The organism is Mucilaginibacter mallensis, from assembly GCF_900105165.1.
Taxonomy (GTDB): domain Bacteria; phylum Bacteroidota; class Bacteroidia; order Sphingobacteriales; family Sphingobacteriaceae; genus Mucilaginibacter; species Mucilaginibacter mallensis.
Map to the genome: position 1 here is coordinate 16,639 of NZ_LT629740.1, position 14,032 is coordinate 30,670.

Below are 14,032 nucleotides of genomic sequence, written 5' to 3' on the forward strand. Positions count from 1 at the left end.
CTGCTAATATATTATCAAAGCAGTATCTATAAATAGTATACAAATTTGCCATCATACCATAACTTGGCGAATAGCATTTTTTGATATAACACGTACTGCGTTGTCGTAATCAGGTATTAACATACATGCAATGGCTCAAACTGCCAGTTATACTAAACCGAAGAAACACAAGTTTGCTGTTTACGCGGGATTTGGGCCCAATTACTATTTCAACAACCTGGCGCTTGGCAAAAGTTATGTTAATGATTTTAATTACTCATTTACAGGCAGGGTAATGTGGGAGCCCGAGCATTTATTAAGTCTGGGTGTAGAGAGTGGCTATTTCAGGTTATATACCTACAATACACCCGAGCCCAATAAGGTTCATATTGCCAACACGGCTATCCCGATACAGATAGTGGTATCTATGCGGGTTTTACAAAACTTCTATGTTAATTTTGCTATGGGGCAAGCTGTATTGCTTAACAAGATCCATATGGAGAACAATGGCGACTTTAGCGCATCCAGCTTTTCAGTAGCTGATTTTTCGGGAACGCTCGGTTACCGGCATAAACTCAGCAACAGGTTTTCTATTAGTGCAGAGACTAAATATTATTACTCCGGAGGTTTTGTTGATAGAAATATTGCCTTGCTTTTTGTGGGCGGATACAGGTTTTAATTATTCGTCACGCTAAATTTCAAGCCATCATCAAAGCCGGAAAAATCATTTTTTAGCTCACGCGATGTGATTTGCAACGAATCGCGGCAGCGCTTTACCTCAAGATAATGGAACATTGGTTTATAGTCATGCGAAAGATCATGCGTTAGCTCTTTGGTTTTATAGAAGGGCTGATGAGGGCCCCCTCCTCCGCCTATCACTAAAAAATATTTACCCTGTACTTTAAAGCGTTCAAAATTGTGTGAATGCCCCGAAAGGAACAGCACACACTTTTTTGAAGCTATAAAAGCCGGAACAAATTTTTGCTGTACCGGCAATGACGGGCCAACAACCTTACTGTTTGAGTAAGGCGAATGATGGCAGCCGACTATTATAAATTTAATGGCCGGGTCGTTATCCATTTGTTTTAAGGTGCGGCTATACCAGTTATCCTGTTTAACGATCTCAGAATCCTTCATCTCGCTGAAATTGGAGTTTAACAGTATTACAGCCACAGAGTCAATTACCTCGCTATAACCGGTTTCACTATGCATCGGGAACCTCGATTGAAACTGCCGTCTTCCCTCACTGGCATTGAGCATCAGCTCATGATTGCCCAGCACTGCATAAACCGGAATGGTATCATCGGCGCACCATTTAAGGTAGGTGTCCATCTTTTTCCATTTATCATCGCTATAGCCTAATGATACCACATCACCAAGAATAAATAATGCGGCAGGATGAACGGAAACAATATCCTTAAAAATTAATTCCGTAGCCTTTTCGTTATGATCTGTTTTGCGGATGATCGTTTCAATAAACAGGGGAGCCTGCGTATCGCTGGCAAATGCTATGACAGGACTTTTTTGCTGCGCGATTACTGAAACTGGGCAATATATAATGCTCATCCAGAAAATAAAGTGGCAAATATTAAATCTTCCCATCATTTTATATAATGCCCTGAAATGTTGAAACATTTTTAAAGTTACGATATGTTATTGATGGTGAAGCAGGTATAGTTATGAAGTGGAAAATTTGCCTGATAACTTTCAATGATATTGACGTAAAAAGACATATAACAAAAAAAGCTTCACAATTGTGAAGCTTTTTTGCGGAATGGACGGGACTCGAACCTTAGCTAAAATTAGCTGATTTTCAGTCCTTTATATCTCTTCAAAAAAAGACGCCACGAATGACGCTCTATTGAAAATTGATTGTCTATTTGTCAATGACATTTTAAAAATGAAAGCCTCCCTAATCAACTTAAAAAACAACTGATCTCAGCTACATTTCTTAAGTCAAATATAAGTATTTGCGAAGATATTTAATAATTTCGCCCTAAAATTTACCCTCATTCTGTTACAAAAAAAAGATAAATTCACCCTCACTCTGTCACAGATCAGGCTCGTATACTCAGCCACAACTATATAAATTTCACCACTTGTGGCTGAGTATAATAAATCATAACCAGCCACAAGTATATTTTAGAGAGGCAATGGCTGGTTAAAGGCCTGCTTAGTATCATGGTTTTTGCTTGTACAATTTCAAAGGATTATTACCTAATGAACGCTCAATCCTTATTCAACGCTTAAGCAACAAAAGCGCTTAGCCGGATCAAATGTCAAGGGCCTTTAGATTTGCTTTGTGATTATTATCGAAAGTTTCTTGTTGACAAAGATTTAGGTGAACCAAGTCAAGGCCCAGGTTAAAGACCTATGCTTCGTATTAGTCCTATTCCATGTCCTTTAGATTTTCTTTGTGATTACTATTAAAACTATCTTGCTGACAAAGAATAGGGTGAACCAAGTCAAGGCCCAGGCTAAAGACCTATGGCCCGTATTAGTCCCTGTTCCGAGTCACAAGTCGATGTCAATGACAAGTTAGAATTTTAGACACCAGGTCTTATAAAGGTTTTAGTCTAAGTACATCACATTAATTTATTTAGTATGAAATACAAAGTATTTATCGGAATCGATGTATCAAAGCTTACTATTGATGTCCACCTGCACGGAATCGGTGCTTCTAAAACATTCAGTAACGAGGAAAAAGGATTTGCTTTATTTTTAAGTTGGGTAAAAAAGTATAGTAAACAATCGGAACCGGCGGAGATGATCATCTGCTTCGAACATACCGGTATGTATTCAATTAAACTTGCCACCTATCTAAATGATATTGGAATCCCATTCGCTATGCTTCCTGCGCTTCAAATCAAACAATCTATAGGGATCAGAAGAGGAAAGAATGACCAGATCGATGCACAAAGAATCGCTGAATATGCTTGGCTACACCGCGAAACCATTCAGGCAACTCTATTACCAGCCAAAAGTATTCTCAAACTTCAGTCGTTGCTTACATTACGAAATCGCTTGGTATGCGATCGTGGAGGGTATGAAGCCACATGGAAAGAACAGAAAAAGGCATTGGAAGGAAAAGAGCACAAGGGGATATTTCAAGTTTATAAAAGCCTGATAATGAACCTAACGGTGCAAGTTAAAAAGATTGAAGAACAAATAAAGGCGGTGATAGAAAGTGATGAAACAGTTAAATTAAACTATCAATTACTGACCAGTATTAAGTGTGTAGGACCTGTACTGGCCGCAAATATGATTGCTTATACGCACAATTTTACCCGTTTTGCTACTTGGCGGAAGTTCGCCTGCTATGTGGGGACTGCTCCATTTGAGCATCAGTCTGGTACCAGCATAAAAGGAAGAACACGAGTCAGTAGTTTATCCAACAAGCAGCTAAAAAAATTAATCCACATGGTGGCTATATGTGCTTGCGCATATAATCCAGAGATGAAAAGCTATTATAAAAGAAGAGTGAGCGAGGGGAAAAATAAGATGAGTACGCTAAATGTTATACGCAATAAGATCATTTCCAGAATGTTTGCTGTTGTCAATCGCGGCTCGTGCTATGTGGATCTGATGAAATATGCAGCTTAGGGCTTATCATCTAAACGCTTAAACAACTCCCCTTATTTTGGACGGGTTCTGTCAAGGGCAGCGAAGGACGGGCCTGTGCGGCTGCGCTGTTTATATACCCTTGAAAGGTTCCGGCCAAAATGAGAATTTTGTTGTCGAGTTAAGATGAAGAAATATTATTTGGAAAAGTCTTAGAATACGGGCCAGCCGCTAAAAGCGGACGCATCGGCCCGCTTGTACACCCTTGACGTTTGATTCCGGCGTGGGCTATCTTCGCGACTGCGGGGAATGAGGATTTTATTTTCTTCTCACCGGATGTAAAAAATTAATAGGATAATCGGAAATAAACCGATTATCCTATTAAAAAAATACAAGTAAATTTTGATTATACCCGAACGGGTATAGTTTTGAATTGATCGGTAATTTTATACCCGTTCGGGTATATTTACTCAAACCGTTTAAATTATCTTTCAGTCTATTTACGGTACAAATTTGAGTTTAAATAAATGCTAATAATGGTACTCATAGTACCATTATTAGAAGAAAAATAAACAAAGACTATTATATAAATATCACTTTAATCCGATAGGCAAATCTGTTATGAGCGATAGCGAATTTCAGTTTTGCCAAAAAAGCGAGGCTGGTGGCGTAATGGACACAGCGGCGAAGCGCGTGTTCCATTAAGCTACCTGCCGCAGTGCAATATCTGTCATTAATGAGTTCACGGTCACCTTCTTTATAAAACACCTTGATCATTTAAAATATTCTGAATCCGAGATAGAGCAATTTATTCAAATCTCTATTTTATGAAAATAAGTCATTGTATCAAGTACGTCGATGAACATTGATGACTTACCTGTTTCCTGTACAAATTCCGGCTTAGGAATTACTGTATGACCAACAATTTGATGGTAACCATCGAGCATATCTTTGATCAACTCTTTCCGGTCTGCCCAGGTGATACCACCAGCGCCTTCACCGCCCCGACTACTGCCTGCCTGATGTAGCAACCAGCGGTGTACCGTTTTTTCAACTTTGTTAACCAGGTCGGCAACTGTCTCGTTTTCGTCGTACATTCCTTTAATAATCCGGTGATTACTAAATTCTCTGTACCATTTGTTGGTAATGCCTGCATGGGATATGATATGGTTTTCACGCTGGTAAGCAACTTTGAAGAGTTCACGGTTTTCACCAAACAACAAACTTAGTGAGCGTTGCATATTGGGACGAAATCCAGAGCACAGGTAATGCGGGTAATGAAGATATTGAATATCATGATTACCAAGAAGCAATTCGACCTTTTCAAAGTTTTCGCGTTTAAGTTCAATTATCTTTTGCAGATTTTGATAAATGAACCTGTCCGGTAATGTCCAGTGATCGACGTAATCTCCTACAAAAACTACCTTATCATAAATACTTATGTCCACTTCATCCCAAACATCCTTACCGTGAAGGTCTCCTATTATAAGGTGTTTCATTTTGGAAAAGTAAAAGGTTTAACAAAAGATGGTACTTGACCATCGATACAAAGCACTTTGCAATTTTTGCATGTTTGATTAATCATTGTTTTTAATTTAAAGTTTGATAATAAATACTAATTGGACCAGACAGCTATTCCAAATCCCTATCCAAAGTCATCAGCTAAATAAAGCGGCTGGCCTTGATATAGCTTCTTGAGCTTCCGCATATCGCGGCTGACTTTGGTATCCGTCACCCTCGCATAAATTTGCGTAGAACGGATATTCTTGTGGCCTAGCATTTGCCCGACTGTTTCAATGGGAACACCATTTGTCAAGGTAACCGTAGTAGCGAACGTATGTCGGGCGCAATGAAAGGTCAGGTATTTACTCCAACCCAGCGCCTTGGTGATCTCCTTCAAGTAAACATTAGCCTTTTGGTTACTCATTTTAGGCAAAATGAAATCTTCATCCAGTATCCGGGGATAATCCTTATAGTGATTCATTAATCTTAACGCAGGACTTAAAAGCGGGACACGTACCCGGTTATTATTTTTTACCCGGTGCGTCTGTATCCAAATACCGCCATCTTCTCCTTTGACAATATCCGCCCTTGTTAACTTTGCCGTATCAGCATACGATAACCCAGTATAACAGCTAAACAAGAACAGATCCCTTGCAACGTGCAAACGCTTACGGGATAATTTTTTCTCTGCAAGTTGCTGAAGTTCATCGCTGGTCAAATACTCCCGGAATACCTCTACCGTTTTGGCACGATAAGCAATAAACGGATCATGCTTAGCCCATCCGACTTCTATTGCGATTTTGATCATTGTTCGCAATTTTTTAACGATCTGTACAGCTGTATTGATTTTCACACCATAATCCGCTTTAAGATAATAGTCAAAATCTTTTACGAAGCGGTAGTCGATCTTGTCCAGCCGAATATCATCAGATTGGGTTCGAATCATAATAAACCGTTTTAATATCCGAAAAGCTGCTTTATACTTTTGCAGCGTACCCACGGTGTAATCCTTTCCGATTAACCCGGCAATCTGGTCTGTGTGATAAGTCCAAATATCGGAAAGCATCTTAGGCGGTTCCAATTCTTCACCCTGCATAATTTTGCGGACATGAATTGGTCCAAAAGCTTTTCCTGAAGCATATAAATCTTGCCTGGCAGCGAATGCTCTTGCATTAAGAGTATCCAGCCAGCTATTTACCGACCGAGCATCTTCTTTCGTGCCTTTCATTCTACCATTATTGCTTTCCCAATCTATACGTGCACATTTTCGTCCTGTGGACCATTCCGTCCGCTTACCATTCACCGTAATCCTGATATAAATCGGAATTAAGTTTCCTTTTTTAACCTTGGGTGCTTTAAGCAAAAACATCACCTTGAAGGTTTGCGATTTCGCCGGTACTAAGGTTTCCTCCTCGAACTTTTTTTTTCAGGGTTGGCTAACATTTTATCAATATCCTCAGCTTTATAAAAGAAGATACTGCCCGCCTTGCGGTAACGAAGTATCCCTTTTATCCGCAGGTTTTGTAACGTGCCGGTTGAAATATTAAGCAGCTTTCTTACATCCTTGCTTCGTAACCATTGCTGTTGCTGCAATCCTTGTGATTCTTTAAGCGGTTTGAGAAACTCGAATAATTCTTGCCTAAATTTCTCCAGGTCTCTTTTTGTAACTAATTCGTCAGGACTCATTAATCGCTTTTTAAAACAGTTCGGCCTAGGAATTGGCAATAACTATGCACATCATTGGTAAACTCAAGGATTGCTTCATAAAATAAAAGCATATCTGTTATCTCTTCCTGCTGCACGTATTCCGCGGAATTGAACACCCAACCCCGATAAAGGTCCCAAATAATTCGCTTTACTTCTTCATGCGGGTAGTTCACAAAAAAATGCCTCATGCCTAATTGCAAGTCCCGAACCTGGTTTGGCGACAATTCTTCAAATACGGCATCATTGTTAATTTCCATAATCATCTTGTTTTATTATCTGATCAGTAACTAATTCAAAACTATAGGGGACGGTCTTTTTAGAGATGGGATCGGTAAACGAAACCATGTAACAGGTATTAAGCTTTGCCAGGAAGGTATCGTGAAATTCTATAAAATGCTCTTTCATAACGGTCAATCTCCTGTTATTGGATAACATCCACATCAGCAGGTTATCATCCTGAACTGTTGCCATGAGATAACACAGCCCGGTTATATCATCGAATACGAAAAGATGCGGTTTATAGTCAAATTTTAAAGCGTTACCATTTACTAAAACTATCGCTGTTAACGAAAAATGATCTTGGTGGAATTTTAACAAAAAGCTTAGCACAGGTCTTTCCAAACTGTATTTACAATCCCGCATATCGGTTTTCCGGGGTTTGTATTTTAGATACTTCAACCAATATGTATAGTAGCGATAGTTGTATTTTTCCTTTAAAAGCAAAGGGATTACCTGTTCCCATAAGGTAAGCATCGCCTGCTTGGCTTCCACCATTTCGTGCTTTTTCCCCTCGCCGGATGAGCTGTTTATGCGTTTGACGATTTCATATTGCTGAAAGCTGATATCGTTCAGTTGTTGCTGGTTCGGTGTATAAGCGATGTTAGTAATCGGTTTGTCCCGTCTGCCAAATTGCTTGAAGCTTACCACCTCCTTATCGCGCTTACTGGTTATCCCTAAACAAGACATTAAGACAGGCAAATGGGAATTAGACTGATTGCCCACATTGTAAGCTAAACAATAAGCTATTGCCTCTTTACCCCCTGATACCACATTTGCTATGCTTGCAGCCTCTTTTATTGAAAGATGTTGATCGCCCTTAAAACCGATAGCAGATTTAAAGATATTACCATATAGCGGTTTAGGCTTTACCGAAATCCAGTCTTTATGTATATCAGTAATTAAAAACTTGTTCCTAAGGCTATCATCCGCGCTGATTCCCGGCCAATAAAACCTGTCCAGTTCCAGATAGTGTTGCCATGCAATGCTATATAAGCCCATATACCCATGATAACAAAGTTTACCTTCCGGCATACCACAAGTGCAGGCCACATCTAATTCGGTTATGCCGACATGCAGGAAAAGCATATTTTTCGAGTCGTCAGGTGCTTTCACTTCAACCGAAATCAAGCCACTTTTAAAAGCTTTGTATTCGGTATGGATACCCATGTGTGCTCGTCGTCCTTTAGGTTCCGGGAAATGCTGTGCAAGCATTTCTCGTGTCACTCTTTGCCCTGGTGGATCAAAGGGTATGGTATAGAAAAATGTATCTGCCGGCAGGATAGTTCCTAATTTTATCTTTTTTGCCATGATGAATTTAGCTTTGAAATGAGGCTTATTAATCAAATTATTTGAAGATGTATTCAGGGTAGATCGGCAGGTATTCTTCTATTTCTTTACCTGCCTCTTCTGCTTCCTTCCGATACGCTGCTAATTTCTCGTTGCAAAGCCTTTTGATGAGTTCGCAAAATTCACAGACCCGTAAACAAAGGTCCTCGGCGTCGCTATCGGAAACCTGGTAGGTGTCTTTATATCTTGCATCGGAATAGCTTTTGACCAGTATCTGAAAAAGGCGTTTATCTTCCTCGGTTCTTCTCGGAAATAAATCAATTTGCCCATCAGAAAAACATTTGCATATATTCAATAGTCGCGCGAGGTTGTGCATGTCGGAACGGTAGGCCATGTAAACCCTTATTACCGCTATACAGGCCTGTTCAATACTCTGGTGTAACTCAAATACACAATTGTTATACATTCCATTATCATGCGAAGTGCTTGCCGATTCCTGAAAGCCCCAGGCCATTTCAAACCGGTGATAAAAGTGCTTTTGCGCTTTGGTAAAGGTGGTAGCGGGATTGAGATTAGGGTATTCTATATTTAACCGTAAGCCGCTTGCAGAATAAAGCTGCAATCCGTCGCGGCAAACCGTGGTAAAGAAACGGCTGCCCTGTGCTATGGCATTGGTAACGGTTTCCATACCATGTACTATTATCGTAATCGTACCGTTTTCAAAATTGGTGTTCACGTAGTCCTGCACCTCATGCTCTATACGGGTGATTTCCGTAGTAATCATGAGTAGAAAATAATGAGTATCGCTTACTTTAATATCTTCGGCGAAACAACCAGTTGCTGTTTTAGTATCGTTAAGACAACCAAAACAAAAGATATAATCAGTTTTGTATTTTGCGACCAGCGAAGTGATAACCTCGTCAAGTTCTTTGCATTGCAAGTTTGAGAGTTTGACAGTTTTGTTTTCCATTGCTTTACTTTGATTATCCCTCAAAGTTCGAGCGGGATTAGAAAGTACCGAACCATAAGCGATTGTACTTTACAATAAAGCGGTTGTTTTGTACATTTACGTTTTAAATATACATTTGGCTTATGGCAGAACCAACCTTACATATCGGCAGAAAAATCAGTAAGATTCGGGAATTGAAAGGAATAAAGCAGGAAACTTTGGCTGCCGAATTAGGCATAAGCCAACAAGCTGTATCAAAAATTGAGCAAAGCGCTGAAGTTGAAGATGCAGCTTTGGAAAAAATTGCGAAAATCTTGGGCGTTACAGCAGATGCAGTTAAAAATTTTACAGAAGAAGCTGTGGTAAATTATTTCAATAATTTTAACGATAGCAGCGTTAACCACGGTCCATTTGGAAATTATCACTGTACATTTAATCCATTAGATAAGCTTATTGAATTAGTTGAGGAAAATAAAAAGCTGTACGAGCGTTTACTCCAGGCCGAAAAAGAAAAGAACGACCTTCTCAAAAACAAATAATATTTTTACAAAAACGGGAGCAGTATTAATATTTGCTCCCGTTTTTAACATCAATGTCGGCCTCTCATTTGCCTGCCTTGACTTTTTCTAGATTGTCCTTTGCCGCTTTCTGTTCCTTGTCTGCCTGCTCCGCCTGGGCTTGAGCTGCCGTAATCGCCTCCTGTTTTGCAATTTCTTTTTCTGCCTGTTGGTTTAAGCCCTTGGGATCGTCAGCTAACTTTTTTTCGATGGTCTTAGATACTTCAGGATATAGCGCTTTAACCAGCCAGAAATTATAGGCATCATCGTTTAGCCTGTCATTTTGGTGATTTAAGTATAAAGCCGTACCAACGGATAAGGATGTAACCACAAAGCATAATACTACACCGATAATCAGGCTTTTTGACCAGGCACCGAAATGATGGCTGGTTTTTACTCCTATCACTTTAGGCACGGTTGCCACCAGTTTTTTAACCTCATCGATCTGCTGCTGGATCTTCGCATCGTCATACCGTTTATTAGCCGTTTCAATCCGGGAGGCTATCCTGTCCAATGTCTCCTTGTATTGCTGTAAAAAAGTTTTCAGAAACTCCGGCATTTCGGTTTCTACAACGGTCATCCTGGCAACGAAACCTTGTATTAACTCTTCCAGCATCGTTATCTTTTCTTCTAATTCTTCATTTTGCATAACACTTGATTTTAAATTTTATTCAATAGTTTAATTTATCTCTACCTGCTTACCCCCTGTGATTGCGAATGTTCCGCTTCATGTTTCTTTCGTTTTCTGCGGGCTATATCCGCATCACCCATTGGGTCTGGGGCCGCTGCCACAAATTGCGGCTCCAATAGAATTTGCAGCAAGCCTTTACCGCCATCAGGACTATGGCGGTACTCCGCTTGTACGCTTTGCCGAATAGCCTCTCGTAACTGGCTGGCCAGTGACGGCTCATTGGCTTGTCTTGCTGCGTGGTATTGTTCTACCTGTTGGTTACGGGTTAAACTAGCATCTATTTGGGCATAGCTTAAACTGCGGTCAATGGCAGAGCCTTTCATTTTAACGTCGCCCTTTTCAAAAGAAACCCCTTGTACCTCGCTGGTACCGCTACGAAATTTATAAGCGATCTTAGTGCCTTGTTTTGCCAGTGCCGCTTCCAATTCTTTCCAGGTGGTTGCCGTTTTCATTGCGGCCTTAATTGCATCATAAAGTTCATACCTGGTCTTCTCTTTGCCTTTCAAGGCTTGGCGGTTTACCTGTTCCTTGCCTTCGCCCAAATGGTAGCCATACTTCAAGGTGATTTCCTTACAGGCTTTCACATTTTTAGCGAAGTTGTTTTTATCACTAATCGTTTTGCCATTGTTATCAACCCGGTTATAGATCAGGTGCAGATGCGGGTGATCCCGATCGCTGTGCCGTACCACTACAAATTGCGTGTCACGGATACCCACTTTTTCCATGTACTCCTTAGCCCGTTCTACCATGATGTCATCACTTAGGTTGGCTAAATCTTCCTTGCTCCAACTAAGTACCAGGTGACCGACTGCTTTACCCAATTCCGGCCGCATCTTTCGTTGCAGGTTAAAGTCGTGCGCCAAAGTACTTGCATTCTGCATCCGTACACCTGCCGCTGCCAGTATCTTAGCTTGCTGCTTATCCACCACATAGCGTATACAGCCGCCAAAGCTTCTTCCCGTAATTGGCTTACCCATCATGGCTACTAATTTTAGTTAATAATTCTTCGATCTGCCTCAGCATAGCCTGGCATTTTAAAGCCAGGGAGAATAGTCCTGCTACGTGTGCCAGATGTGTCAATTGGTTTAAGTTATTAGCCAGCCCTGCCAACATCCTGAACCAGCCGCTTTCTTCTGTAGTAAAGCGTGGAAAAACCTTAGCGCTTTTAGCAGCCCTACGGAACCATTCGCTCGGTTTCAGTCCGGCCTTTTTCGCCCTGCCTTCAATCAAGGTCCTTTCGGTAGGGGTTAACCTCACCATCAAAAGGTCGCTCCGCCGGATCGTTTTCTTTGGCCTTCCCGGTGTCCGCCGCTTTGGTAATTTGTTGTTTTCAGCAATTGCTGTCATGTGTCCTTCCCTTTCTGATTCTTAAAAAACCGACCAACGGGAGCGAGTTCTGGATCATCCCAAATGGGGTGTATCCGGGTTTTTGTATAGCAAAAACATTAACTCGCTCCCTACTGTCGGATAATTTTCGTTACATCCAGTCACTGCGTAACTGGTTTCTGTTTTTTCTTTCCGGGCTTTGCCCGCTGCTCTTCCCGATGCTTCGCATCGGGTCTGTATAATTGCCATTTGCAACACTGGTTTTGCTAACGCTTATTCCAATCCGGCCAATAAACAAGGCTGCCTTTTGCCGGATGAAAAGATGGTTGGTAACGGATATAGCCATACTCATCCAGTTCCCTGATACACTTATGGTAGGTGGCAATGGATGCGATTTTTGCATAAGCCATCACCGTTTTACGGGTGATGGCAAAAGGGCTGACAAAGCCTCCGCGCTGCCAAAAAATAAATAAAGCCGTGAATAAGCTTACATGAGTTGCCAGTACCTGTTCATCGCTTCCCATGCGTTTGATAAGGTCGTTATAGCTCGCTAATTTTTTTGAAATGATCATTTTCCGTTCCCCTCCAAAACCTTGTTAAGGTCTTCCAATTTATAATACATGATACTGCCTATTTTAGTAAAGCGCAGGGTACCGTTGATGCGCAGGTTCTGTAAGGTGCCGGGTGATATATTTAGCATCTTCTTGACCTCGCTGCTTTTCAGCCATTTCTTTGATTGTCCTTGCCCTGGCTGGATGATCTGTTTAAGTTCATTGAGCAATTCATTTTTAAAATCCCGTAGGTCCTCACGGGTGATTAATTCCACATTCATCTTTCATCCTCCTTTTAATCTTTGATAGTTTGTTGCATGGCATTGAGTACCTCACTTTTTTTGAAGTACACCCGTTTATGCAGGCGCAAATAGGGTAAGCCTTTTTTCATCCAGTCCGTAAGCGTTACCAATGACACGCCGAGTTCGGCGGCAAGCTCCTGCTTGGATAAAAGTTTTTCTGAATCCGGCGGCTGGCTGCCACCTGTTTTAAAGTGTTCTTGTAGTTCTGCCCTGACTGCATCCCTGATGCAATGGCTAAGGGCTTCTTGGTTAATGATCTGCATAGCATTTGTTTTGGTACAAATGTGTGCTATACCCTATAGATTTCTTGACCACGCAAATCTGCGTGGTTAAAATGGAGTGGTTTGAGAAAAGTTAAAATTGTTTATAAAGCATTGATAGCCAGTTTAATGTTATGCTTGCAAAGCAACCTACTACATGAGTGAAAAGAAGAAATCAGCTCCGCTTTTTTGAAGGATTAATCGTAAACAACTTTGATTTTGCGGGAATATCGGCATGTTTATCACCCGGTTCCCGCTTATCACTAGGGAAATAACGGCGTATAGTTTCGTGGTTGATCTCCTTATCACCCTCGCGGAAATATTTGCAAATCATCTTCGTCCAAACACTTTGTGTTTGTGAAAACATTAGTTCTTTACCTTCAGGGGTTTTGAGTTCCTGCATCTGCAAATGCAGGTTTAAAACGGTATTGCGGTAACCATCTGGAATATTGATATAACCTTCGGTTTCCAGCGCGGTCGCTTTCTTGAGGTCGGCTTTTAGCTGTATAATCTCCTGTCTAAGGCCATAGATTTCAGAATCCTGTTGTGCTATTACTGCATCGTTGGATTTATGAAAGTTCCAGCGATCAAGCGAGATCAGAAGTTCTGTGAATTTTTGCAGCCGTGCTATTTCACGTTCATTTCGTAGGTGGTTTTTATCGTAAACATCCTTATTCAACAACACTTTTAGCTGCCTTTCGATGAGTGACCAGAAATATTTAAAAAATATTTCTTCTGTACCGGTGGGGTGATGCGATAAATAATAAGCCAGATGGCGGGGGTAAAATTCTTTAACACGATCTTCAGGTATTGCAAATACGCGTTTAAATAAGTGCTTTAAAAATTGTGACCGATCCCATTGCAAGGGATTGCCGATATCCAGGGTATCCTTTGAAAAGTCAAAGCGGTCGCGGGGTTTAAAATATGTTAAGCTCATAGGTAGCGAGATTTATTCAAAAATAAATGTTTGATATATTTATTCAAATTCCCTTAAGGTCTGCGACGTGGTGCCATTCTTTGCATTTGCAATTATAGTTAATCGTCCACAAGACGTCGGAAGTCGGAATGATCATCAATTAT

The 14,032-nt window shown here is 40.8% G+C and carries 17 protein-coding genes; 3 read left to right on the top strand and 14 right to left on the bottom strand.

What is annotated here, in order from left to right; all coding sequences use genetic code 11:
* The first annotated feature begins 130 nt into the window (after positions 1–130).
* Positions 131–658 carry an outer membrane beta-barrel protein gene (locus BLU33_RS00070; protein WP_091367512.1) on the top strand — a complete coding sequence of 176 codons (528 nt, stop codon included), beginning with the start codon at positions 131–133 and terminating at the stop codon, positions 656–658.
* Here the strand turns inward: BLU33_RS00070 and BLU33_RS00075 are convergent.
* On the bottom strand, positions 655–1,545 hold the full coding sequence (locus tag BLU33_RS00075; protein WP_091367513.1) for a metallophosphoesterase family protein: 891 nt from the start codon (positions 1,543–1,545) through the stop codon (positions 655–657). The two genes, BLU33_RS00070 and BLU33_RS00075, sit on opposite strands and share 4 nt — an antisense overlap.
* 1,038 nt (positions 1,546–2,583) lie before the next feature.
* Between BLU33_RS00075 and BLU33_RS00080 the strand changes: the two genes are divergently transcribed.
* Complete coding sequence (locus BLU33_RS00080) at positions 2,584–3,582, top strand: transposase (protein WP_091367515.1); 999 nt, start codon at positions 2,584–2,586, stop codon at positions 3,580–3,582.
* A 770-nt stretch (positions 3,583–4,352) separates the two neighbouring features.
* Here the strand turns inward: BLU33_RS00080 and BLU33_RS00090 are convergent.
* The 6 genes from BLU33_RS00090 to BLU33_RS00115 all read right to left on the bottom strand — a co-directional run bounded on the left by BLU33_RS00090 (position 4,353) and on the right by BLU33_RS00115 (position 9,286).
* A complete protein-coding gene (locus BLU33_RS00090; RefSeq protein ID WP_091367519.1) occupies positions 4,353–5,039 on the bottom strand; it encodes a metallophosphoesterase in 687 nt (228 codons plus the stop codon).
* Positions 5,040–5,185: 146 nt separating this feature from the next.
* On the bottom strand, positions 5,186–6,412 hold the full coding sequence (locus BLU33_RS00095; RefSeq protein ID WP_091367521.1) for a site-specific integrase: 1,227 nt from the start codon (positions 6,410–6,412) through the stop codon (positions 5,186–5,188).
* 29 nt (positions 6,413–6,441) lie between these two features.
* Positions 6,442–6,729 (bottom strand): helix-turn-helix domain-containing protein, encoded by a 288-nt coding sequence (locus BLU33_RS00100; RefSeq protein WP_091367523.1) that lies wholly within the window; start codon positions 6,727–6,729, stop codon positions 6,442–6,444.
* A complete protein-coding gene (locus BLU33_RS00105) occupies positions 6,729–7,007 on the bottom strand; it encodes a hypothetical protein (RefSeq protein WP_157682003.1) in 279 nt (92 codons plus the stop codon). Before BLU33_RS00105 ends, BLU33_RS00100 begins: the two co-directional genes overlap by 1 nt.
* Positions 6,997–8,337, bottom strand: coding sequence for a hypothetical protein (locus BLU33_RS00110; protein ID WP_091367528.1), 1,341 nt, complete (start codon positions 8,335–8,337; stop codon positions 6,997–6,999). Before BLU33_RS00110 ends, BLU33_RS00105 begins: the two co-directional genes overlap by 11 nt.
* A gap of 37 nt (positions 8,338–8,374) precedes the next feature.
* Positions 8,375–9,286, bottom strand: coding sequence for a HEPN domain-containing protein (locus BLU33_RS00115; protein WP_091367530.1), 912 nt, complete (start codon positions 9,284–9,286; stop codon positions 8,375–8,377).
* Between the two features lie 122 nt (positions 9,287–9,408).
* Between BLU33_RS00115 and BLU33_RS00120 the strand changes: the two genes are divergently transcribed.
* Positions 9,409–9,804, top strand: coding sequence for a helix-turn-helix domain-containing protein (locus BLU33_RS00120; RefSeq protein WP_091367531.1), 396 nt, complete (start codon positions 9,409–9,411; stop codon positions 9,802–9,804).
* Positions 9,805–9,868: 64 nt separating this feature from the next.
* Here the strand turns inward: BLU33_RS00120 and BLU33_RS00125 are convergent, their stop codons facing one another.
* The 7 genes from BLU33_RS00125 to BLU33_RS00155 form a co-directional block, all read right to left on the bottom strand.
* The gene (locus BLU33_RS00125; RefSeq protein WP_091367534.1) at positions 9,869–10,471 is read right to left on the bottom strand and encodes a hypothetical protein; all 603 of its coding nucleotides are present in this window, start codon (positions 10,469–10,471) and stop codon (positions 9,869–9,871) included.
* Between the two features lie 41 nt (positions 10,472–10,512).
* A complete protein-coding gene (locus BLU33_RS00130) occupies positions 10,513–11,493 on the bottom strand; it encodes a relaxase/mobilization nuclease domain-containing protein (RefSeq protein ID WP_091367536.1) in 981 nt (326 codons plus the stop codon).
* Positions 11,483–11,860: a MobC family plasmid mobilization relaxosome protein gene (locus BLU33_RS00135; RefSeq protein ID WP_091367538.1), complete on the bottom strand. Its 378-nt coding sequence runs from the start codon at positions 11,858–11,860 to the stop codon at positions 11,483–11,485. The genes BLU33_RS00130 and BLU33_RS00135 overlap by 11 nt, the downstream gene beginning before the upstream one ends.
* Before the next feature lie 245 nt (positions 11,861–12,105).
* The gene (locus BLU33_RS00140; protein WP_091367541.1) at positions 12,106–12,411 is read right to left on the bottom strand and encodes a hypothetical protein; all 306 of its coding nucleotides are present in this window, start codon (positions 12,409–12,411) and stop codon (positions 12,106–12,108) included.
* Positions 12,408–12,671 carry a helix-turn-helix domain-containing protein gene (locus tag BLU33_RS00145; RefSeq protein WP_091367542.1) on the bottom strand — a complete coding sequence of 88 codons (264 nt, stop codon included), beginning with the start codon at positions 12,669–12,671 and terminating at the stop codon, positions 12,408–12,410. The genes BLU33_RS00140 and BLU33_RS00145 overlap by 4 nt, the downstream gene beginning before the upstream one ends.
* A gap of 14 nt (positions 12,672–12,685) precedes the next feature.
* On the bottom strand, positions 12,686–12,955 hold the full coding sequence (locus tag BLU33_RS00150) for a helix-turn-helix domain-containing protein (protein WP_091367544.1): 270 nt from the start codon (positions 12,953–12,955) through the stop codon (positions 12,686–12,688).
* A 172-nt stretch (positions 12,956–13,127) separates the two neighbouring features.
* Positions 13,128–13,889 (bottom strand): hypothetical protein, encoded by a 762-nt coding sequence (locus BLU33_RS00155; protein WP_091367546.1) that lies wholly within the window; start codon positions 13,887–13,889, stop codon positions 13,128–13,130.
* Positions 13,890–14,032 lie beyond the last annotated feature (143 nt).

Coding starts and splice junctions, on each gene's coding strand:
- BLU33_RS00135 (WP_091367538.1), bottom strand. CDS start 11,860: ATGACAGCAATTGCTGAAAACAACAAATTACCAAAGCGGCGGACACCG.
- BLU33_RS00125 (WP_091367534.1), bottom strand. CDS start 10,471: ATGCAAAATGAAGAATTAGAAGAAAAGATAACGATGCTGGAAGAGTTA.
- BLU33_RS00155 (WP_091367546.1), bottom strand. CDS start 13,889: ATGAGCTTAACATATTTTAAACCCCGCGACCGCTTTGACTTTTCAAAG.
- BLU33_RS00080 (WP_091367515.1), top strand. CDS start 2,584: ATGAAATACAAAGTATTTATCGGAATCGATGTATCAAAGCTTACTATT.
- BLU33_RS00120 (WP_091367531.1), top strand. CDS start 9,409: ATGGCAGAACCAACCTTACATATCGGCAGAAAAATCAGTAAGATTCGG.
- BLU33_RS00140 (WP_091367541.1), bottom strand. CDS start 12,411: ATGATCATTTCAAAAAAATTAGCGAGCTATAACGACCTTATCAAACGC.
- BLU33_RS00110 (WP_091367528.1), bottom strand. CDS start 8,337: ATGGCAAAAAAGATAAAATTAGGAACTATCCTGCCGGCAGATACATTT.
- BLU33_RS00115 (WP_091367530.1), bottom strand. CDS start 9,286: ATGGAAAACAAAACTGTCAAACTCTCAAACTTGCAATGCAAAGAACTT.
- BLU33_RS00090 (WP_091367519.1), bottom strand. CDS start 5,039: ATGAAACACCTTATAATAGGAGACCTTCACGGTAAGGATGTTTGGGAT.
- BLU33_RS00095 (WP_091367521.1), bottom strand. CDS start 6,412: ATGTTTTTGCTTAAAGCACCCAAGGTTAAAAAAGGAAACTTAATTCCG.
- BLU33_RS00070 (WP_091367512.1), top strand. CDS start 131: ATGGCTCAAACTGCCAGTTATACTAAACCGAAGAAACACAAGTTTGCT.
- BLU33_RS00150 (WP_091367544.1), bottom strand. CDS start 12,955: ATGCAGATCATTAACCAAGAAGCCCTTAGCCATTGCATCAGGGATGCA.
- BLU33_RS00100 (WP_091367523.1), bottom strand. CDS start 6,729: ATGAGTCCTGACGAATTAGTTACAAAAAGAGACCTGGAGAAATTTAGG.
- BLU33_RS00105 (WP_157682003.1), bottom strand. CDS start 7,007: ATGGAAATTAACAATGATGCCGTATTTGAAGAATTGTCGCCAAACCAG.
- BLU33_RS00130 (WP_091367536.1), bottom strand. CDS start 11,493: ATGATGGGTAAGCCAATTACGGGAAGAAGCTTTGGCGGCTGTATACGC.
- BLU33_RS00145 (WP_091367542.1), bottom strand. CDS start 12,671: ATGAATGTGGAATTAATCACCCGTGAGGACCTACGGGATTTTAAAAAT.
- BLU33_RS00075 (WP_091367513.1), bottom strand. CDS start 1,545: ATGAGCATTATATATTGCCCAGTTTCAGTAATCGCGCAGCAAAAAAGT.